Origin of the sequence: Pandoraea sputorum (genome assembly GCF_000814845.2) — a bacterium.
GTDB lineage: Bacteria > Pseudomonadota > Gammaproteobacteria > Burkholderiales > Burkholderiaceae > Pandoraea > Pandoraea sputorum.
In genome coordinates this window covers 1,662,052-1,683,685 of the sequence record NZ_CP010431.2, presented here as the reverse complement: position 1 = coordinate 1,683,685, position 21,634 = coordinate 1,662,052, and the positions used below count along the sequence as shown (strand labels likewise).

Genomic DNA, 21,634 nt, shown 5'->3' with positions numbered 1-21,634 from the left:
GAATCGCGTGATGATCGCGAAGAAGCGCGTAAAGCGCAAGCCCTCATTCGTCCAGAATAGCGTCTGCAAATGAACGCAAGTCGGCAAACTCGGCATCCGGAACCGCGACCGCCCGTGGCACCGCGCCGTAGCCCGGTCGTCCCTGTCGTCGATTGATCCAGACGGTTTGAAGCCCGACAGCCTGCGCAGGAACATGATCGTGGAAAAGACTTTGCGCGACGTGCAAAACCTCGCTGCGCGGCTTGCGCATCCGCCCCAGCGCCACGTGGAAGTTGTTCAGTGACGGTTTGTAGCTTCGCGTCTGCTCGGCCGTCACGACGTAGTCGAATTCAACGCCGATATGCTTATTCGAGAGCGCAAAGAACTCGTCGTCGCCGTTCGTGATGACCGCCAGTTGGAACCGCTGCTGGAGCGCTAACAGCGCGTCTGTGGAATCGGAGAACGCCGGCCAGTCGCCGACCGAATGCGAGAAACTCTCGAGTTCTTGTTCGGTCGGCGTGAACTCGAGGTCTCTCGCGATCCGCCTGAGTGCCTCTTCCAGGATCTCCCGATAGGTGAGATACGGCCCGGCTTCAAGGGCAGACTCGTGCCACGCGTGCTTTTCCAGCAAGGCGTCGCTCGTGAGCACATGACCGTGCGATCGGAGAATGGGGTCGAGGGCGTTGAAAATCCCCGACTCCCAATCGATCAACGTTCCATACACGTCGATCGTCAATATTGTCTTTTCCGCGAATCGACGCGCGGTGTCACTTGTCATGATCGGCCTTGGCTGGCGCAAGCGGGCCAGCGTTTATCAAATCAAACGGGCTTTCTCGATAGCCTTGTCAAGAATCTCGATCGCTTCTCCCGCGTCTTCGACGGACGTGTTGAGCGGCGCGAGCAATCGGACATTGTTGCGTTGAACACCGCACTTGATGACCAACAAGCCGAGCTCTCGCGCGGCGTCGATAACCCGCTGTGCAAACGCGGCGTCTGGCTGATTCGGATCCTTCTGCTTGACGAACTCCACGGCCAACATGGCCCCCACGCCGCGAATCGTGCCGATCTCCCCGTGTTTCTGGGCCAGATTGTCGAGGCCCCCACGCAACACTTCCGCCAGTTGTCGCCCCTGCGTGAGCAATCCTTCCTTCTCGAAGAGCTCGATGACGGCAAGCGCGGCGGCGCACGCCAACCCATTGCCTGCGTACGTCCCGCCCAGCCCGCCCGGCTCGGGGGAGTCCATCATTTCTGCACGGCCTACAACGCCCGAGATCGGGAAGCCGCCAGCCAGACTCTTCGCGACAGTCACGAGATCCGGCTGGATGCCGGCTTGCTGGAACGCAAAGAGCTCGCCGGTGCGACCGAAGCCCGTTTGAATTTCATCCGCGATCAAAACGATGCCGTGCTTTGACGTCAACGCGCGCAGTTTCCGAAGGAACTCGCTTCCCGCCGCGATGAAACCGCCGTCGCCCTGCACCAGTTCGAGAATCACACCCGCCACACGATCCGGAGAAATCTGAGTGGCGAAGAGGTCCTCGATCGCTTGAATGGCGTCGTCAGCCGAAAAGCCATGGTAGGGATCCGGATAGGGCGTGTGATACACGTCACCGGCGAACGGCCCGAAGTTCTGCTTGTACGGCGTGCTCATCCCGGTCAGCGTCATGCCGAGCAGCGTTCGGCCGTGGAAACCGCCACGGAACGCGATGATGCCCGGGGCATTGCGATACGAGCGCGCGATCTTCACGGCATTCTCAACCGCTTCGGCACCCGTGGTGAAGAACACGCTCTTGTAATTTTCCTTTCCACCGATCAGCGCATTGAGCTTGGCAGCGAGTTCGATGTAGACGTCGTAACCCGCGACCTGAAACGCCGCGTGCGTGACACGCTCCAGTTGCGCTTTCACTGCATCGACCACCTTCGGGTGATTGTGACCGACGTTCATGACGCCGATCCCGCCCACAAAATCCAGATACCGGCGGCCATTGACGTCCCAGACGTGGGAACCCAAGGCTTTCTCGATGAACAAGGGATGCGCCGTCGCGACGCCGCGCGCCACATGTTGTGTGCGCGCCGCTGCGAGCACTTCGTGTTTGGTGTTGTTCGACATAGTCCTCTCTCGGTCCGAAGCACGATGGCCATGAAAAGCCAGATCGCTTCTTTCGGATGTTAGGGCGCTGACGGCACAGGGCTCTACCTACGAGACATAGGAATTTACCGTGCCATATCCCTATGCGCGACGCGGCGCTATCCCCTCCGACTTGAACCGCAAAAGAAACGTGCGCCATATCGAGCGTCGGATGCGTCGCCTTCAGCAAGAAATGTCATATCCAATTCGCAGGAAAACCCTGAAAAATCCTATGGGAGCTGCGAGGTGCCACTCACGACTTCCGACAAAACGTAGATAGGAATGCACATATTGGCGCTATTGAATGGAAGACAGCTCACCTACAGGGCAATACGAGCGAAACGGACGCCCGTCCTTTCGCCGACTTCCACCTTACCGATATAGGCACGCAAAATGGAGATCGCAGCTAGCACCATGTCGGACTCTCACGACGAAGCAAAGCGTCGGCGCAGAGCCATTACGGCAACCATCCTGGGAAATGGATTCGAGTGGTTCGACTTCATGGTTTACGGCTTCTTTGCCATCACCATCGGTCAGCTATTTTTCCCAACCGGTGACGACCTGACGTCGCTCCTTCTGTCGGTCGCGACATTCGGGGTCGGGTTTGTCGTTCGCCCCTTCGGTGGCATTCTGATCGGGATGTACTCGGATCGCGCTGGGCGTAAGGCCGCGCTTTCCCTAACCATTCTGCTGATGGCCGGCGGCACCGCTTTGATCGGGCTCGCACCGACCTACGATCAGATCGGCATCGCGGCCCCGATCCTCATCATTCTGGCTCGCCTGATGCAGGGCTTTTCCGCCGGGGGAGAAATGGGGAGCGCTACGGCCTTCCTGACGGAGCATGCGCCGCCGGACCGAAAAGGCTACTACGCCAGCTGGATTCAAAGCAGCATCGGCTTTGCCGTCGTGCTCGGGGCGCTGGCGGGCACTCTGCTCAGCCTCTACCTGTCACCGGAAGCGATGAAATCCTGGGGCTGGCGCGTCCCGTTCCTGTTGGGCATTCTGATCGGCCCAATCGGCTTCTACATTCGTCGCGGTGTCGACGAAACGCCCGCATTCCTCGCCAATCAGGGCAAGGTGAAAAAGCCGCTTTCGGAAGTCATCACAATGTTTCCGCGCGAGACGTTCACGACGTTCTCCATGGTTATTCTCTGGACCGTCTGCATTTACGTGCTGCTGTTCTATATGCCGACATACGCCGTGAAAACGCTCAAGCTGCCGCAATCGATGTCCTTCATCGCAGGCGTTATCGGTGGACTCATCATCACGGTGCTCTCACCGTTCGTGGGCGCGTGGTCGGACAAGATCGGGCGTCGCAAAATTCTCGCCTATAGCTCCGGCGGCATTCTGCTAGTGGCGTACCCCATGTTCGCGTTGATCGTCTCGCATCCGACCCAATGGAGCCTTGTCATCTTTCAGGCGGTCTTCGGCGTCCTGATTGCCGGATACACGGGCCCAATTCTTGCCGCTTTCTCAGAGATCTTTCCGTCGCGTGTGCTCTCAACGGGGCTTTCCGTTGCCTACAACATCGCGGTCATGACGTTTGGCGGTTTCGCCTCACTCATTCTCACCTGGCTGATCGCTACCACCGGCAGTTCCATGGCCCCCGCCCTCTACGTCATCGCTGCGGCCACCGTCAGTTTCCTCGGCGTAGTGCTGGGATTTCGCGATCGCAGCACGGACAACTCCCTCGTTCGATAACCGCAGCTATTGGAGATGCATTGATGAAACTTCGTCTTTCCCTGACCGGCGTAGCCGCCGCCGTGGCTTTGCTCGGTGCCTCGTCCGCCCATGCACAGGCTCAAGAAGTCAAACTCGGTTTCGCCGGCCCGCTTACCGGCGCGCAGGCCCAGTACGGCAAGGACATGCAGAACGGCATCGTTCTCGCTATCGACGATTACAACGGCACCCATCCCAAGATTGGCGGGAAGGAAGTCAAATTCGTGCTCGAATCGGACGATGATCAAGCCGACCCTCGCGCAGGATCGCTCGTCGCACAGCGTCTGGTAGATAACGGAATCAAGGGGATGCTCGGTCACTTTAATTCCGGCACGAGCATCCCGGCTTCAGCGGTTTACAGCCGTGCAGGCATTCCCCAGATCGCCATGGCGACAGCGCCGGAATACACGCGTCAGGGCTTTAAGACCACCTTCCGGATGATGACGTCGGATACACAGCAAGGTAGCGTGGTCGGCGCCTACGTGGTGAAGAAGCTAGCGGCAAAGCGCATCGCGATCGTCGACGACCGCACGGCTTACGGACAGGGTCTCGCCGACGAGTTCGAGAAGGCAGCCAAAGCCGCGGGCGGAACGGTTGTTCGCCGAGAGTTCACCAACGACAAGGCCGTCGACTTCAAGGCCGTGCTGACCAACCTCAAGCGCCTCAATCCCGATGTACTGTTCTACGGCGGCGCGGAAGCGCAGTCGGCACCGATGGTTCAGCAGATGCGCGAACTCGGGATGCAAGCCACGCTCGTTTCGGGAGAGATGTCGAAGACGGATAACTTCATTCGATTGGCAGGGAAAGCGTCCGAAGGCGCGATTTGTTCGCTGGCGGGTCTGCCGCTCGAACAAATGCCCGGCGGCCCCGCCTACAGTCAGCGTTATCAGAAGCGTTTCGGCAGTTCTGTGCAGACATACTCGCCCTATGCATACGACGGCGCGATGGCAATGATGAAGGCAATGGTTCAGGCGGGTTCGTCAGAACCGGCAAAGTACCTCCCGGTACTCGCCGCCACGTCGATGACGGGAGTGACGGCACAACGCATCGGCTACGATTCGCACGGCGATCTCAAGGAAGGCGGTATCACGATGTACAAGGTCGTCGGCGGGAAATGGCAACCGTTGGAGAGCATTGCCGGGAAGTAATCCATGTACAGCCCTGTCGGCCGCTTCGGGCGACAGGGCTGTGCCTTTCCGATTTGGCGGTAAAAGCATGGCCCCAATCTGACTCGCCCCCAAGAATGATTTCCAGCCTTGGGGGAATCGCAGATCGGGGCCGTTTCGTTTTTGCCTGACGGGGAGCGCCCGTGATAGCGGCGCCCCCTTCGGCTAGCGCTACGCTACGGACTCTCCGAGGTAGGCAGCACGCACCTTCGGATCGTCGAGCATGTCCTTCGCGTCCCCTGTCATGGTCACAAGGCCGCTGTCCATCACGTAGCCCCGGTGCGCCGCTTGCAGCGCCAGACGCGCGTTCTGCTCCACGAGCAGCACCGTCACGCCTTCGCCCGAGACCGTGCGCACCACTTCGAAGATCTTCTCCACCATGATCGGCGAGAGACCCATCGACGGTTCGTCGAGCAGCAACAGCTTGGGCTGGCTCATCAGCGCACGCGCCATCGCAAGCATCTGCTGCTCGCCGCCCGAGAGCGTGCCTGCGAGCTGATCTTTGCGCTCCTTCAGACGCGGGAAAATGCCGAACATCTTGTCGATGTCCTGCTTGATGCCCGCGGTGTCGTTGCGCAGATATGCCCCCATCTGCATGTTCTCGAGGATGGTCATGCGCGTGAAGATGCCGCGACCTTCGGGCACCATCGCCAACCCCTGCTTGAGCAGGTCGAACGCCTTCACGCCGCGAATCGACTTGCCCAGATACTCGATGTCACCATCGGCCCACGGCAGCAAGCCCGTGATCGCCTTCATGGTGGTCGTCTTGCCTGCACCGTTCGCGCCGATGAGCGTGACCAGCTCGCCCGGCTCAATGTTCAGGTCGATGCCCTTGACCGCCTTGATCCCGCCGTAAGCGACTTTCAGGCCCTTGATCGTCAACATTGCGCTCATCAATGGCCTCCCGAACCCAGATACGCTTCAATCACCGCCGGATTCTTCTGCACATCCTGCGGCAAACCTTCGGCAATCACCTTGCCGTAATCGAGCACCGTCATGCGGTTGCACAAACCCATCACCAGCTTCACGTCGTGCTCGATGAGCAGAATCGTCTTGCCGTCGCTACGGATCTTGTCGAGCAAGCCGCGCAACTCGACCTTCTCCGTGGCGTTCATGCCAGCAGCGGGTTCGTCCAGCGCCAGTAACTTCGGATCGGTGGCCAGCGCACGCGCGATTTCCAGACGACGCTGGTGGCCGTACGAGAGGTTCGCTGCCGTGTAGTTGGCGTACTTCGCTACGCCCACGTATTCGAGCAACTCCATCGCGCGATCGCGGATGGCGCGCTCCTCGGCCTTCGCCCCCGGATAGCGGACGATGGCGCCGATCACACCCATCTTCGTACGCACGTGACGGCCAACCATCACGTTCTCGATGACGGTCATGCCGCCAAACAGACGAATGTTCTGGAACGTACGCGCGATACCGGCCTTGGCCACTTCGTGCACGGCGGTCGGCTTGTAAGCCGCGCCGTCGAGCTTGAATTCGCCGGAGTCCGGGGTGTAGAGACCGGTGATCACGTTGAAGAACGTGGTCTTGCCGGCGCCGTTCGGGCCGATCAGCCCGTAGATCTGCCCCGGCTTGATCTCCAGGCCCACGTCGGTGAGGGCCTGCAGACCGCCGAAGCGCTTGTTCACGCCCTTGACGGACAGAAGAATTTGTTCGCTCATATTCAGGTCATCTCCCTCGACTTACAGAGTCCGCTCTTCCGGACGCGGCGACGGCCACAGGCCGGCCGGACGGTACAGCATGATCAGAATCATGGCCAGACCGTACAGCAACTGCCGGATCACTTCGGGATCGACGATGACGCTACCGAACAACTTCATCTGCAACGGGCCCATGGTCGAGCGCAGGATCTCGGGGAACGCCGAGAGCAGCACACCGCCCAGAATCACGCCCGGAATGTGGCCCATGCCGCCGAGCACCACCATCGAGAGCACGACGATCGACTCCCAGAAAGTGAACGACTCGGGCGAGACGAAACCCTGGAACGCGGAGAACATGCCACCTGCCACGCCGCCGAACGACGCCCCCATCGCGAACGCAAGCAGCTTGATGTTGCGCGTGTTGATGCCCATCGCCTTGGCGGCCGTCTCATCTTCGCGCACGGCAATCCACGCCCTGCCCATGCGTGAATGTTGCAGACGCACGCATACAAACGCTATTAGAACGGCCAACGTGACAAACAGGTAATAGTGCAGATAGACGGGATTTGCTTGCAAACCGAATATCTCGTGGTTACTGAAGAAGTCAAATCCAAACAGGGAGATCGGCTCGACACCGGTGATGCCCTTCGGCCCGTTAGTGATATTCACCGGGCTATCCAGGTTGTTCATGAAGATACGGATGATCTCCCCGAAGCCCAGCGTCACGATGGCCAGATAGTCGCCGCGCAGACGCAGCGTGGGCGCACCGAGCAAGATGCCGAAGATCGCCGCGACCGCAGCGCCGATCGGAATCGTGAACCACACGGGCACATGCAGCCCGCCGGGGAACATCGCACCGATCCACTCGAACTGCGTGCTCAGGTGAGGAGAACTCAGGAAGGCCGTGACGTACGCCCCCACGGCATAGAACGCGATGTAACCCAAATCGAGCAGGCCAGCAAAGCCCACCACGATGTTCAGGCCCAGCGCGAGCATGATGTAGAGCAGCGCGAAGTCGAGCACCCGCACCCAGTAGTTACCGCCGGCATAGCCGACGAGCACGGGCGCGAGAATGGCGGCCAGCAGGAAAAATGCGAGGCCGCGATAGGCCTTGCGGGTCGCAGCGGCGGCAGAAATCTGCGTCACCGGCGACGTTTGCACGGGTTGATTCATGATGTCGATCCTCCCCGCTTATGCACGATCTGCCACGCGCTCGCCGAGCAGACCGCTCGGACGGAACACCAGCACCACAATCAGCACGACAAACGCAAAGACGTCCTGATAGTTACTCCCGAACACGCCACCGGTCAGATCGCCGATGTAGCCCGCGCCCAATGCTTCGATCAGGCCCAGCAGCACGCCGCCGACCATGGCGCCCTGCAAGTTGCCGATACCGCCGAGCACCGCAGCGGTGAACGCCTTCATGCCGGGAATAAAGCCCATGTAGAAGTGCGCGTTGCCGTAGTTCGAGGCCATCATCACGCCCGCGAGCGCGGCGAGCGCGCCACCGAGGGCGAACGTCGCGGAGATCACGAAGTTCGGGTTCACGCCCATGAGACCGGCGACGTTGCGGTTTTCCGCCGTCGCACGCATGGCACGCCCGAGCTTGGTGCGGTTCACGAGCTGGGTCAGACCGAACATGACGAGGAACGCCACGACAACGATCACGATGCCGGTGCCGTTTGTGACCGCGCCGGGATGGTCGCCGCGCGGCGGAATGACGTTCATGGCGTCGGTCGGCAGCAGTTGCGGGAACGAGAGGGGGTTACGCGACCAGATCAGCATGGCGATCGTCTGCAGAAGCAGCGAGACGCCGATGGCGGTGATCAGAGGGGCCAGGCGCGGCGCATTGCGCAACGGCCGGTAGGCCACACGCTCGATCACGAAGTTGGCTATAGCACACACGGGCATACACACGAGCGTGGCAATCGCCAGCATGAGCGCCGGGTTCATGTCCGGCGCGATCTTCAAAAGCAGGTTGATGGTGGACAGCGCGACCATCGCGCCGATCATCATCACATCGGCGTGGGCAAAGTTGATGATGCCCAGAATGCCGTAGACCATCGTATAGCCCAGTGCAATGATCGCGTAGACGCTGCCAAGCACGAGGCCGTTCAAGATTTGTTGAGCAAAAATATCCATACGAGATTTCTTTTGGTTAATTTGGATGATTCGGCAGGGTCGTGAGAAAGTCCCTGCCGCTCCACTCGTGGATTGCGACGACCGGACGCCGCGACTACCGGAAGTCGAGGATTGAGAAACGGGGCATCGAAAATTGGTGGGAAGACGCGCTGGACTCAGCGTGAGGGAGAGAGAAAAAGCGGACGCGTAAAGCGAAACCCGACATCGCCGGGGACGCAGTACTCGACAGTGTCGATACGTCAGGCGCGGGCAGACTTGTTGGAACGGCCAGCAACTCCCTCGCATCTACGTCCACCGAAATAACGACAATTTGCGAGCGTTGCTCAAGGTAAGCGATACGCGTGGGGGATCGAAATGTTGCCCGACCCCCTGCACGAGCACGCCTTCGGCACAATCGATGACACGCAGAATGCCCTTGACGCGAAGTAGCCGCCCTTCCAGGAAGCCAGCGACGTTTTCCATCCAGTCGGCAAACGCTCGCCAGTCGAGTGGCACATCCCACGACAAAGTGAACGCCCTCACACGCGCATGACCACCGGGCAGTCCAATCCTTGTCATGGCGGGATCCAGAGGTATTGGGGCCGTAGATGAGTCTTGGGAGAACGCCATCGCAGCCCTGCGCCCCCGGTCCTGCTCGACGATTTTGTGGGAAAGCGGCGCCAACACGTCGATCTCCGCCAGTGCATGTGCACGTTGCGCGGGATCGCACAAGTCAAGTTTGGTGACGACGACGGTATGGGCGCCACAAACCTGTGCGGCCAGCAGCGGGAAGTCGTCTCGACTGACTTCATTATTCGCGGCATAGGTCGTCACGACGCGCACTCGCATACCGTGCGACGCCAGCGCCGATAGCCCTCGCATCACTGCGCCGGGATCCGACAGTCCGCTGCACTCCAGCACGATGCGCGAGAAAGCGCGTCCCGTGGTCGCACGGCGCGAAGCAATCAACGATTGCACGGTGAATTGAAGATCGTTGATGAGACTGCAGCAGACGCATCCATTGCCAAGTGTGGCCATTGGCACGCCATCGTGGACCGCCAGAATGGCTCCGTCGATGTTGACTTCGCCGATGTCGTTGACGATGACCGCAGTCCCGTCGTCGGCTGCCTGGCGGAGAAACTCGGACAATAGCGTCGTTTTACCGCTGCCCAGGAAGCCGGACAGAATCACGAAATCCGTGAGATCAGGTGCCATCTCCAGCCTCCCGTGCCTTCGCCTGAACGACCATGGCTTCGACGTCCGCCAGCAACTCGCCAGTATCGAAGACCACGCCACTGCGGATCGTGTATCTAAGGCAACGATGCCAGATACCGACCTGCCGCTCCTCGTTAAGCCGCAGCGCGCCCGTCCCGTAAAGTTGCTTGAAGTCATCGAGAGGATTCGTATCGTGCACGAGCAGGTCAGCGCGCTTGCCGACTTCTACCGTCCCGACGCTGTCATCGATGCCCAGCAGCTCGGCGCTCGATTGCGTGGCCGCACGCAACACTTCATGAGGGTTGAATCCGGCTTCCTGGAGCAATTCGAGCTCGCGAACGAAGCCGAATCCGTAGACCTGATACATGAAGCCCGAGTCGCTTCCTGCGCAGACGCGTCCCCCGCGATTTTTGTAGTCCCGCAGGAAGTGCATCCAAAGCCGGAAGGTCTCACGCCAGTCAACTTCGTTCTGCGTGCTCCATCGATACCAATAGGCACCATGACCGCCGCGGTGCGGTTCGAAATAGCGCATCAGCGTTGGGTCGGTAAACCGATCGTGCCAATCCGCGCGACGGGTACGCATGAGGTCACGGTTGGCGTCATAGACGTTCAAGGTCGGTACAAAGGTGTGCCTCGCCTCGATGAAGGCGTCCAGAACGTCATTCCACTTCGCGCTTCCCGGTTTTGCCGCCTGCAGGAACGTAGTCCCGGCAGTCGAGAAACGCAGATACTCGTCGTTGTAGTGATAGTCGGCGGGAAACGATTGCACGGTGCGATCGTCGAAAAGCGCTTCGGGAAGCCCATACGAATGCTCCGAACTGGTCAACCCCCAGCGGGCCGTTGTCAGCGCATTCATGCGACTCACAGCGAGCGTGGCGTGATGACAGCAGGTCCGCAGTCCTGCCGAACGCGCTTCGTCGAGCGCGGCTTCCATCACGGCGGGCGGTGCACCGAAGAACTTCACCCCGTCAGCGCCCGCTTCAGCGATGCGGCGAATCCATTCCCGTGCCTGCGCCGGGGTGTGAATCGTCTTCAAATAATCGTTGATGGCAGGGAAATACGCGTAAGCGTAAATGCCTGGGGCCGCGATGCGATGCTCCGTAGCGGCTTGTTTCTGCGCTAGCGTCCATGCCAGACCGTTGAAGCATCCGGCCTCGCGAATGGTCGTTACGCCGTGCGCCAACCAGAGCTTGTAGACGTAGTCCGCGCTCGGCATGACACCACGGGCCGCGTGGAATGGTGCGCCGATGTGAGCGTGCGCGTCGATGAATCCCGGCGTAACGAATTTTCCGTGACAATCGATTTCGAAATCCCCCGGCGCAGGGCGTCTCTCCGGTTTGATGGCAACACCGGGCACGCCAACGCTGACGATGTCCGCAATGACCCCGTCTTCAACGACGACGTCGACGAATCCCCATGGCGGGGCGCCGGTCCCGTCGATTAGCGTGGCGCCACGAAGAATTAAGCGATGGTGAGGACCGATTCCCCGGTCGCGGGACGTCGCAGGCACTACGCCAGACAGCTTGTATTTGGCAAAGCCCGCGACGATCTCCTCGCCAATAGCGATCGGACGCGCGGCGTCGTATGTGTTCGAATGCATGATGTGCTATGGAGATGGTTGATTCGTCTTCTGAACCTGCCGGTCCGCCCGGTTGCCCAGGGCGACGGCGATGCTGACCAGCACAGCGCCGACAAGCGCCGCCAGTTCCACTCCGCGCCCCAGAAAGAGACCGACGAATAGGGTAGATGCAATGGGAACGGCGTACGCCAGCATCGCGATCTGGGTTGGACGCCCCCGCTTGATAGCGAAATCCCACATGTAGAACGTGCCACCCAGAGGGCCGAGCGCAAGGAAGGCCAGCGTTGCCCATTGGCGCAAACTCAGGTCGGCAAGACCCAACATCGACGTCGTGCCAACGTCCCCGGAAGCGCCTTGTATTCCGGCATGCACCCCGAGCGCGAGCACCCCAGCCAGTGCGCAGTACAACGCGACGGTCGAGGTAGGTACCGAACGCTGCTTGCGAGACCAAACGGTGTAGTAGGCCCAGACCAATCCGGAGACGCCGGCCAGCGCGAACCCGGCCCATGTGCTGCTGGAAAATGCGGGTCCGGAGGCGATACACGCCGCCGCGCCGGCAAATCCGCATAGCGCGGAAAACACATGCAGTCGGGAAATCCGATATTCCCTGAGCATGACCGGCGTCAGAAGGATGATGAAGAGGGGCCAGAGGTAATGCAGAAGACTGGCGGCAACAGGATCCGCCCATTGCAGACTCAGGAAGTACAGGGCGTGGTAGCCGAACATCGAAAGCGAACCGACCAGAACGGCGCGCCAATTGAGCGAGCGCCATTTGACCCAGGGCAAACCGATGAGACCGCCACCGGTGAGCGCAATGCCCGTGGTCAAAAGCGGCGCAATCGCGCTGAGACTCACCACCGATACGGCCAATGTGCTCCAGATCAGCAGGGTCAGAATCGCCACCAAGAGTGGCAGACGCTCGGAGCGAGGTTGCGATGGCGTGGAGACGTTGGCATATTGCCGGTCAAAAGCGCCCCTATCCATCAACTGTCGCGCGGCTTCCGGGCTCATGTTGCGTCCCCTTGTCCTAGCGCAAAGACCCCTGCCATCAGCGGGGCAAGCCGCTCGACTTCGGCCAGGGCGGTTTGGTCGATGTCCGTCGCACTGAAAAGAAGTGCGAAAGCGCCGATCGTGCGTCGACACACAACAACTGGAATATTGACCAACGTACGAACGCCCAGCGACGCCAGCAGCGCATAGTCGGGGAAAAAGTGTTTTAGACGTTCGGGACCGGAAGCAATGAGCGTTTTCTGCTCAACGAGCACATGCCGTGCCCAATCGCTGCCAGAGAGATGCTTCCAGCCCCCTACCGGGTAGGCCGCAGGAACGGTGGAAAACACACGGCGTACGTCGCCTGGGGATGGATCGGCAATCGTATTGGGCGCACTGGACGCGCTGCACACCAGCGCCGTGGCGTGGATGAACGGCAGCAACGGATTCACGACACCGTTCCAAGCCTGGAAAGCCGCCATCACGGATTCTGCCTGACGGATTTTCGACAGTAACTCGTCGGCAACATCCTCGCGGGACAACCGGTGTCGAACGGCAACCGGCGCCTCATCCGCATATCCGTTACGGGTGACAAGCGTACAAGCGGATATTGCGCTTGCGAATGCGAACCGTCTCCTGTCCACCGAACTCTCCTCGCTTGTAATTTACGTTCGAGGATAGGTATTCAAAAAGGCGGACACATCAAACACAACGTACGATATCCGACGCCCCGATTCGTACTGTTCACACAATCGGCCCCTTCCTGCGGCACGACGCGACGGTATCGGGCGCTTATCAATTCATGTTGGTCATGGCAATTGATGACTGCCCGGAACTGGCCTCGGCGCTGCGAACCGTCCCGTTCGACCGATAAATATCGATACCTGAAGTCATCAGGTAGCCCGCGCGGAGAACTGCCGGAGCCCGCCCAAAGTCGTCAACATCCGGGCATCGCACCTTGATTGCCTGCCGACAACGGCGAGGTTGTCAGAAAGCATTGAGGGAGTGCAGTCCCCCGCACGGCCCGCCTCCCTCATCAGGGACGCACGAAAAGAAAGGCAACTGACGTCCGGTCAAATGACCGCGCCTACCTGTGGCGCCAATTGGCGCCGAATCGCCGAATCGCATAGCTGGGCGTTGAAAATCATCGGAATCGCCCTGACCTGCCCCCGGCACATGAGCGTCACATTGAATTCGTCACAGTGCGATTCAGTGAACTTATACGTCTGCCTTGTCTTGCTTGACGTCTTGGCTTTGGACATTGTGGCCACTCTCAATCATTGATTGAATGCTACCCCCGTCCACCAAATCCTGTTAACTCCACCTAGTAAGTCACACGCAGTCAACATCTTGTTTTGCGACGCCGCGCCTGGGTGGCCCTGCTTCGACGTATCTCGACATGCTCAGTCACAACGTCGACACGCTCGCCACGGCGTTGGAGAAAGCGCCCGCACAGGCCAACGCGAAGTAGCGTCAATAGGCAACGGGCAAATGGCAATGGCGCGCCGCGTGTCTTAATGCGGCGCGACTGCACTCATTTCGAAGTCTCATCGATTTCTTTTGCAGCAATTCTCGTCTATCGTGTCATGAGCTTTAACTCATCGACAGGTTCCTACGATGCGAGATCTTCCCGCAACCGCTGCGCTACGTACTTTCGAAGTCGCTACCCGTCACGCCACCTTTACCTCAGCCGCAGAGGAACTGTCCATTACCCAAAGCGCCGTCAGCCATCAGTTGAAGAACCTGGAGGAACGCTGGGGCTTACCGCTTTTCGAGCGCGGCAGAACGCTCAGGCTGACGCCCGCCGGCGCAGCGCTCGCCCCCTTGGTGCGCGAGTTCTTAGGCAAGCTGGAAGCAACGCTTGCGGAACTCCGTGAGCAAAAAGGACGGGTAAGATTGCGCGTCAACACCACCTATTCCTTCGCGCTGAAGTGGCTGCTCCCACGCCTGCCCGATTTGGCGCGTTTGCATCCGGAGATTCTCGTCACACTCGAGAGCTCGGACAAAGCCATCAACTTCGCCAACACGGACTCGGATGTGGCGATCCGCTTCGGTCACGGCAACTATCCCGCACTGCACACCGAGTTCATGTTCCGGGAACAGCTTTTTCCCGTTGCCAGTCCGGCGCTGCTAGAGCGCTTCGGAACGCCATCCGAACCGGCCGAACTGCTGCGTTATGCGCTACTGACGCGAGACGGCGCCGACCTCGTGCCGAAATGGGATGTCTGGTTCAAGTCGGTTGGCATCCATACGGATGTGCTGCACGAAAGCGTACGCTTCGCCGACACGAATATGACGATCGAGGCCGCACTACTCGGGCAGGGCATTGCATTGGCGCGCAGCGGACACGTAGAAAAGGAGATCGGCGACGGCAGTCTGGTGCGACTTTTCAACATCCCGTTTCCTTCCCCGGCGGCCTATTACTTCGTGTGCCCGAAAGGCATAGAAACGCAGCCACACATCATGACATTCCGTAACTGGCTATTGGTCGAGTCACAACGAGCGCAAGACAACTATGACAAGCCATGAGTGTGCACTCATACCCAGATGAGGACACTTCACTTTCCATCCGGGCCGGTGCTACCTAGTATGGGCACATGCCTCGATACGTCATTTTCCTCACGTTGTTTGCCGCGCTACTGCATGCCGCCTGGAATACGTTGTTGCGTGGTGGCACCGATCGATTGTGGTCGATGACCGTCATGTGCCTGACGATCGCCGTCACCTGCACGGCAATCGCGCTATCTTTACCGGCGCCAGCAAGGGCCAGTTGGCCGTACGCGCTTCTCTCCGCTTTGCTGCATGTCGGCTACAACCTATGTCTGGTACGCAGTTATCAGGTTGGCGATCTGGGACAGACCTACCCGATTGCACGGGGCTCTTCGCCGCTGCTGGTGACCTGCGCAGCGGCGCTCTTCGCGGGCGAAAAGATCGACGTCAATACCGTGGGCGGCATCGCAATGGTTTCAGGCGGCATTCTGATGCTTGCGGTGAAAGAGGGGAAGCTGGCGACGCCGGGCCTGCGATATGCCCTGGCAACGGGCGCATTTATTGCAGCCTATAGCGTCGTGGATGGAATGGGCGTACGCATCGCTGGCAACGCGATTGCCTACATCGTATGGATGAGCGCGCTGTGGGGAGCGCTGATGCCGGGGCTCTATGTCGCGTTGCGCGATAGCGGGAGTTTGCTGCGTTGGCGCCCCGGTATGGTTCATGCGGCAGTCGGCGGCTTGATTTCGCTACTCGCTTACGGCCTCGTGATCTATGCCATGACGGCCGCCCCCATGGGCGCCGTATCGGCACTGCGAGAAACTAGCGTTTTGTTCGCTTCCGTGCTGGGTTATTTGTTTCTGGGCGAGGCGTTGACGCGCAGAAGAATCCTGGCCTGCGCGCTAATTGCTGGCGGCACGCTGATCATCGGTTAATTGCATCCGGGGAACACAAATGTCTGAACATGCCTGCTCTGCACTTATTGGTCCGGGCGCGATCGGCACCACCATCGCTGCTGCCCTCCACGAAGTCGGCCGAACTCCCCTGCTTTGCGGGCGTACTGCGCACTCGCAACTAACACTGCGCCACGATGACGGTGAAATCGTGGTGCCCGGTCCTGTGCTGGTCGACCCAAGGACGGTGCGCCATCCGTTCAGTCTGGTATTTATCGCGGTGAAAACCACTCAGATACCCGACTGCGCCGACTGGTTGAAGGCGCTATGCGACGAAAACACCGTGGTGTGCGCACTACAAAATGGCATCGAGCAGGAAGCCCTGTTGGCCCCCTACGTCAGCGCCACGGTGTTGCCATCGGTCGTGTGGTTCCCCGCGCAGCGTGAGCCTGATGCTTCAGTGCGGCTGCGCGCCAGCCCGCGCCTCACCCTGCCGGATCTGCCGCAGGCAAGGCAGGTGGCTGACGTGCTCGACGGGACACGCTGTGCGGTGGCGTTGTCCGCCGACTTTGCGTCCATCGCATGGCGCAAACTGATGCAAAACGCGGCCGCAGGGCTGATGGTCCTCGCCAATCGCCGCGCCGGGATGTTCTCCCGTCAGGACATCGCCGAACTTGCGCTGGCTTACCTTAGTGAGTGCCTATCCGTAGCGCGCGCAAGTGGTGCATCACTCAGCGATAGCGTTCCGAAAGAGATCCTCGATGGCTTTCAACGCGCCCCGGCGGACTTGGGCACTTCAATACTCGCGGACAGACAGGCCAACCGTCCCATGGAGTGGGATATCCGTAATGGCGTGATACAGCGTTACGGTCGCCTCAGAGGCATTCCTACACCTATTAGCAACGTGCTGGTGCCCCTCCTGGCGGCGGGCAGCGAGGGACCGGGTTAAGTGCGCGACGCCGCAATTTGCGAACTGACGGCGGCACGCACAGCATGCTGTTGAGTCGGGCGCAGACGTCCGGGCCGGTCGTCCCGCTCTTTCGCTTCGAGACGGAAGAGGAGGCGATTCGTCGCGCGAACGACACGCCCTTCGGACTCGCGGCCTACTTCAACACGCAGAACAAGCGACGCGCCGAACGCGTGGCACGTCGGCTCGAAGCGGGGGTGATCGCCTGGAACGAGGGGGCGGTATCGAGCGAAGCCGCGCCGTTCGGCGGCGTGAAGGCGTCAGGTTATGGGCGCGAAGGATCGAGCTACGGACTCGACGGTTACTTGTCGATCAAATACGTCTATCAAGGGGACTGGATTGAGTTTGGGACAAGCGCATTCCTAAGGGAAACGGCAGCGAGTCGAAACAAAATCCGGGTTCACTGCACCCCAATGCCGCTCGCCGCCGTCGCGCGCGCCGCCGCAGCCGCCAGACGCTGCGGATCGTTGCCGTGCACGCGCATCAGGACGTCGCCCGCACGCACCGATTGTCCGACGGTGCAAAACAGATCGACGCCTGCCCCCATGTCCTGCGGTGCGCCAGCGTCGCGCGCGATGCCGGAAATCTCCCAGCCATCGATCGCGACGACCACACCGTCCGACGAAGCCACGATGTCGGTGAATGCCGTGGAAGGTGTGGCATAAGGTTTGCGGCCCTGCGCGTCGACGATACGCTCGAACGCGCGGCGGGCCAGCCCGTCGGCAAGCAGTTTTTCGGCGATGCCCCGCGCCTTCACGACATCACCACCGAGCGCCGGGTCCCATGACAGAATCTGCGCAGCGAACATCAGCGCCTTGGCGCGCAGATCGGCGGGGGCGGCCGCGTCGTTGTCGAGCACCCGCAGCACGTCGCGCAATTCCAGCGCCGGGCCGATGCCGCGACCGATCGGCGCGCGACCGTCGGTAGCAATGGCTTGCACGGTCATGCCCAGCGCCGCCCCGACACGCGCGAACAACGCGCCCAGCTCGCGCGCCTGCGTTTCGTCCGCTATCTTGGCCTGCGGCCCCCAAGGCAGGTCCACCACAACATGCGTGGCACCGGCACAGAACTTCTTGGAGAGAATCGACGCCACCGACCATCGCCGCGTATCGAGCCGCAGCGGTCTCACCATCGCATTGGTCACGTCGTCCACACGAGAGTGATTAAGGCGTCCGTTCCAGACGATGCAGCCGCCGGCTTGCGCCACCGCTGCGCGCATTTCGGAGGCGTCGAGAACGACACGCGCTGCCGCCTCCATGGCGTCGGCCGTTCCGGCGGCCGACGTGATCGCGCGCGAGGATGTCTTCGGCATGCAAAGCCCGTAGGCCACGACGAGCGGCACGACGATCAGCGTGATGCGGCTACCGGGAACACCCCCCATCGAATGCTTGTCGACCACGATCGGCCGCTCCCAATCGATGCGCGGCATCAGTCGCGTTCTTGCACGCGTCAACGCAACGATCTCGTTGCCGTCGAGCCCCTCGATCAGCAGTCGCAGTAGCGCCTCGCCTTCTTCGGGGGCATAGCGCTCGTAGATCAGGTCGTCGAGAAGCTGCGTCCACGACGCTTCGTCAAGGGTCGCACCGGCGCGCTTCGCCTCGGCCAGCGCGAAGCTCTGCGGCGGCGCCGCGCAGGCCTGCAAGGCCTCGACGAAACGGGCAATGCCGACATCGCTGGTGCTATCGTTCGAAACACGCACAAGCGGCACCTCAGCCGGATACGCCGTGACGCTGCGTGCCAGCCTCGCGACGATCTGCTCGGGTGTTTCGCGACCGCGTCCGGCGATACGCATGGCAAGCACTTCCGCAGGCGCACTGACCTCGACGACGATCAGGCGCGGCACCCGGCCGATGAGTTTGGGCAAAATCGCCCGGGAGCCATTGGCGACGACGTGACGGCCCTGTGCCAGGGCATCGCGCAGCGTCGCATCGAGCCCGTAATGCAGGCCATGCGCCTGCCAGGTGACGAGAAAGGCCCCCTGGGCATCGAGCGCGGCAAATTCAGCTTCGGTCACGCCAATGTGTGCCTCACCCGGTGCATCGCCGGGACGGGTGATGGTGCGTGTCGCAAACACGTACCGGTCGCTGTCGGCGAGGCGCACCTGCGCCCCGTCGATCAGCGTGTCCTTGCCGGCCCCGCTGGGGCCGACCACGAAGAAGAATATCCCGGGACGCGTCATCGTCAGCTTGTAAGTCTCAATGGGTGTCGAGCGGTGTCGATGACTTGATCAGGCCTCATCCAGGCCGATATCGACGGCCGGGGCCGACTGCATGATCTTGCTCGTCGAAATGTAGTCGACGCCCGTCTCGGCGATCGGACGAATCGTGTCCAGACGAATGCCGCCCGAGGCTTCCACCTTGCATTTGCCGTTGATCATCGCGACGGCCGTCTTCATGTCCTCGACCGACATGTTGTCGAGCATGATCACGTCCACATCGGTCTCCAGCGCTTCGCTCACCTGATCGAGGCGATCGCATTCCACTTCCACCTTGGTCAGCATGGGCACGAGCTTGCGCGCGCGCGACACAGCGGCCTTGATGCTGCCGGCCACGGCGATGTGGTTATCCTTGATCATCACACCGTTGTCCAGCCCCAGACGATGGTTCAGGCCGCCGCCACAACTCACGGCATGCTTTTCCAGCATGCGCAGACCCGGCGTCGTTTTACGACTGTCGAGCAGGCGGGCGCGGGTGCCTTCGATGGCAGCGACATAGCGCGCGGTTTCGTTAGCGATGCCACTCATGCGTTGCACGATGTTCAACGCGGTGCGCTCCGCCGTGAGAATGCTTCGGGCGTTGCCCGACACGTGCAACAGGATCGCGCCCTTCGGGGCATGCTCGCCGTCACGCACCTTCACATCGACCTTGAGCGCGGGGTCGTAGCGCTGGAAAATACGCGCAGCCACGTCGATCCCGGCAACGATCACCGGTTCACGGGCATTCATCACAAAGGCGCCGGTGGCGGATTCGTCGATCATGGTCTGCGCCGTGAGGTCGCAATAACCGATGTCTTCGGTGAGCCACAGGTCGATCAGGCGGTCAACAGCAAAACGGTCGTACATGGCGGTTCCTCAGTCAGAGTGCGGAAGGGTTATTCGTAGCGTACACACTTAAAATATCGCCTTCAAGGAAAACAAATCCACTTGCCGATAGAGAAAAACCCTGAGCCCTTTATTTACGGTTAATTGTCGACCTTTATCGGCATTGGGCGCAGCAGGATCGGGGCGTGTCTTGCGATATGCGGACATCTTTTTTTGTAGCGCATACACTTTTTGTTCGTGCTATACATCCATCGTGCCGAGCGCACACGCCCGAATCTCGCCGGGCGGACGATTCACCCATTCTTTCCAGCCATCGGGAATCGCCATGTCTTATATCTCAACACCCAACGTGGCCGACGCTGTAGCCACGTCCAGCGCCGACACCCATGCGGTCTACCGCAAGGTCACAGTGCGCCTCATCACCTTCTTCTGCCTGTGCTATTTCGCGGCCTACCTCGATCGCATCAACGTCGGCCTGGCCAAACTGCAAATGCTCAGCGCACTGCAGTTCAGCGATACGGTCTACGGCCTCGGCGCCGGACTGTTTTTCGCCGGTTATATCCTCTTCGAGGTGCCCAGCAATCTGATCCTGCAAAAAGTCGGCGCGAAGCTCTGGATCGCCCGCATCATGGTCACGTGGGGCCTGATTTCGGGCGCGACCGCCTTCGTCACCACGCCCACACAGTTCTATGTGTTGCGCTTCCTGCTCGGTGTGGCCGAAGCGGGATTTCTGCCGGGGGTGCTGCTGTATCTCACGCGCTGGTATCCGGATGAGCGACGCGCACGCATTATTGCGCTGTTCATGGTCGGCCTGCCGCTCTCGAGCATGATCGGCAGCCCGCTGTCGGGCTGGATCATGCAGATGCTCGACGGTGCCCACGGCTACGGCGGCTGGCAATGGCTGTTCGTGATTGAGGCCATCCCCTCGGTCGTGCTGGGCATTGCGATCTTCATGTACCTTCCCAACGATATCGCGTCGACTCGCTGGCTTACGGCACAGGAAAAAGCGATTCTCGTCGCCAATCTCGACAGGGACGCCGGCGTCCACAAACGCCACAATCTCGGCGCAGCATTCTCCGACGTGAAGGTGTGGATGCTGGGGCTGATCGATCTGTGCGTGCTGCTCGGCCTGTATGGCGTGAGCTTCTGGCTGCCCACGATTTTGAAAGACACCGGCGTGAAGGACCCTTACACGATCGGCTGGCTGATGGCGATTCCCAACGCACTGGCCGTCGTCGGCGTGCTGGCGTGGGGGGCACGCTCGGATCGCCTGCGCGAGCGACGCTGGCACATCGTGCTGCCGTTCCTGCTCTCGGCCGTGGCGATGTTCGTCTTTGCCAGCGGAACTCACGGCACGGCGATGACGGTGGTGTTGTTCTCGCTGATCAATCTCGGCGCGGCTGCCGCAATGCCGGTCGTGTGGGCGGTACCGTCGACCTTCCTGAAGGGGGCGGCAGCGGCCGCAGGCATTGCGTTCGCGTGCTCGCTGGCAAATCTGGGCGGCTTCCTGAGCACCTACTTCATCGGCTGGCTGCGCGACACGTTCCACTCGCAATCGGCCGGGATTTACGCGTTTGCCGCGTGCATGGTGATCGGTTGCGCGCTTGCCCTGGCCTATCCGAAACACGTCGTGAATCGTTGAGAAGATCGTGAAGCCCATGCCGTGCGAGTCGCATGACTCGTACGGCATCGTCTTTTGCAGTG

At 60.7% G+C, this 21,634-nt stretch carries 18 protein-coding genes and 1 pseudogene; 7 read left to right on the top strand and 12 right to left on the bottom strand.

Annotated features, from left to right (window positions below; translation table 11 throughout):
- Positions 1-43 precede the first annotated feature (43 nt).
- Positions 44-757, bottom strand: a complete 714-nt coding sequence (locus NA29_RS07545; protein ID WP_039397224.1) for a haloacid dehalogenase type II — start codon at positions 755-757, stop codon at positions 44-46.
- Between the two features lie 36 nt (positions 758-793).
- A complete protein-coding gene (gabT, locus tag NA29_RS07540; protein WP_039397222.1) occupies positions 794-2,086 on the bottom strand; it encodes a 4-aminobutyrate--2-oxoglutarate transaminase in 1,293 nt (430 codons plus the stop codon).
- A 432-nt stretch (positions 2,087-2,518) separates the two neighbouring features.
- Between gabT and NA29_RS07535 the strand changes: the two genes are divergently transcribed.
- Entirely contained in the window at positions 2,519-3,805 is a 1,287-nt protein-coding gene (locus NA29_RS07535) for an MFS transporter (RefSeq protein WP_224786824.1), read from the top strand.
- Between the two features lie 23 nt (positions 3,806-3,828).
- Positions 3,829-4,971, top strand: a complete 1,143-nt coding sequence (locus NA29_RS07530; protein ID WP_039397218.1) for a branched-chain amino acid ABC transporter substrate-binding protein — start codon at positions 3,829-3,831, stop codon at positions 4,969-4,971.
- 189 nt (positions 4,972-5,160) lie between these two features.
- Here the strand turns inward: NA29_RS07530 and NA29_RS07525 are convergent, their stop codons facing one another.
- The 8 genes from NA29_RS07525 to NA29_RS07490 all read right to left on the bottom strand — a co-directional run bounded on the left by NA29_RS07525 (position 5,161) and on the right by NA29_RS07490 (position 13,082).
- The gene (locus NA29_RS07525; protein ID WP_039397216.1) at positions 5,161-5,883 is read right to left on the bottom strand and encodes an ABC transporter ATP-binding protein; all 723 of its coding nucleotides are present in this window, start codon (positions 5,881-5,883) and stop codon (positions 5,161-5,163) included.
- Positions 5,883-6,656, bottom strand: coding sequence for an ABC transporter ATP-binding protein (locus NA29_RS07520; RefSeq protein ID WP_039397213.1), 774 nt, complete (start codon positions 6,654-6,656; stop codon positions 5,883-5,885). The genes NA29_RS07525 and NA29_RS07520 overlap by 1 nt, the downstream gene beginning before the upstream one ends.
- A 21-nt stretch (positions 6,657-6,677) precedes the next feature.
- On the bottom strand, positions 6,678-7,808 hold the full coding sequence (locus NA29_RS07515; RefSeq protein ID WP_039397211.1) for an ABC transporter permease subunit: 1,131 nt from the start codon (positions 7,806-7,808) through the stop codon (positions 6,678-6,680).
- A gap of 18 nt (positions 7,809-7,826) precedes the next feature.
- On the bottom strand, positions 7,827-8,777 hold the full coding sequence (locus NA29_RS07510; protein ID WP_039397208.1) for a branched-chain amino acid ABC transporter permease: 951 nt from the start codon (positions 8,775-8,777) through the stop codon (positions 7,827-7,829).
- A 285-nt stretch (positions 8,778-9,062) separates the two neighbouring features.
- Positions 9,063-9,971, bottom strand: coding sequence for a CobW family GTP-binding protein (locus tag NA29_RS07505; RefSeq protein WP_072633226.1), 909 nt, complete (start codon positions 9,969-9,971; stop codon positions 9,063-9,065).
- On the bottom strand, positions 9,961-11,571 hold the full coding sequence (locus NA29_RS07500; protein ID WP_039397207.1) for an amidohydrolase family protein: 1,611 nt from the start codon (positions 11,569-11,571) through the stop codon (positions 9,961-9,963). The genes NA29_RS07505 and NA29_RS07500 overlap by 11 nt, the downstream gene beginning before the upstream one ends.
- 6 nt (positions 11,572-11,577) lie before the next feature.
- Complete coding sequence (locus NA29_RS07495) at positions 11,578-12,561, bottom strand: DMT family transporter (protein ID WP_039397205.1); 984 nt, start codon at positions 12,559-12,561, stop codon at positions 11,578-11,580.
- A complete protein-coding gene (locus NA29_RS07490; RefSeq protein WP_150777891.1) occupies positions 12,558-13,082 on the bottom strand; it encodes a hypothetical protein in 525 nt (174 codons plus the stop codon). The genes NA29_RS07495 and NA29_RS07490 overlap by 4 nt, the downstream gene beginning before the upstream one ends.
- Positions 13,083-14,157: 1,075 nt before the next feature.
- Between NA29_RS07490 and gcvA the strand changes: the two genes are divergently transcribed.
- The 4 genes and pseudogenes from gcvA to NA29_RS07465 form a co-directional block, all read left to right on the top strand.
- The gene (gene gcvA, locus NA29_RS07480) at positions 14,158-15,069 is read left to right on the top strand and encodes a transcriptional regulator GcvA (RefSeq protein ID WP_039397201.1); all 912 of its coding nucleotides are present in this window, start codon (positions 14,158-14,160) and stop codon (positions 15,067-15,069) included.
- 68 nt (positions 15,070-15,137) lie between these two features.
- On the top strand, positions 15,138-15,965 hold the full coding sequence (locus NA29_RS07475) for an EamA family transporter (protein ID WP_039397199.1): 828 nt from the start codon (positions 15,138-15,140) through the stop codon (positions 15,963-15,965).
- A 19-nt stretch (positions 15,966-15,984) separates the two neighbouring features.
- Positions 15,985-16,872: an oxidoreductase gene (locus NA29_RS07470; RefSeq protein ID WP_039397197.1), complete on the top strand. Its 888-nt coding sequence runs from the start codon at positions 15,985-15,987 to the stop codon at positions 16,870-16,872.
- 35 nt (positions 16,873-16,907) lie between these two features.
- Positions 16,908-17,222, top strand: a pseudogene (locus NA29_RS07465) (aldehyde dehydrogenase family protein); the annotation flags it as partial.
- A 68-nt stretch (positions 17,223-17,290) separates the two neighbouring features.
- On the opposite strand, the gene phnN reads toward NA29_RS07465, so the two are convergent.
- Both phnN and nadC read right to left on the bottom strand, forming a co-directional pair.
- Complete coding sequence (gene phnN / locus NA29_RS07460; RefSeq protein ID WP_039397195.1) at positions 17,291-19,069, bottom strand: phosphonate metabolism protein/1,5-bisphosphokinase (PRPP-forming) PhnN; 1,779 nt, start codon at positions 19,067-19,069, stop codon at positions 17,291-17,293.
- A 48-nt stretch (positions 19,070-19,117) separates the two neighbouring features.
- Positions 19,118-19,951 carry a carboxylating nicotinate-nucleotide diphosphorylase gene (nadC, locus tag NA29_RS07455; protein ID WP_039397193.1) on the bottom strand — a complete coding sequence of 278 codons (834 nt, stop codon included), beginning with the start codon at positions 19,949-19,951 and terminating at the stop codon, positions 19,118-19,120.
- 304 nt (positions 19,952-20,255) lie between these two features.
- On the opposite strand from nadC, the gene NA29_RS07450 reads away from it, so the two are divergent.
- Complete coding sequence (locus tag NA29_RS07450; RefSeq protein WP_095178421.1) at positions 20,256-21,572, top strand: MFS transporter; 1,317 nt, start codon at positions 20,256-20,258, stop codon at positions 21,570-21,572.
- Positions 21,573-21,634: the final 62 nt, after the last annotated feature.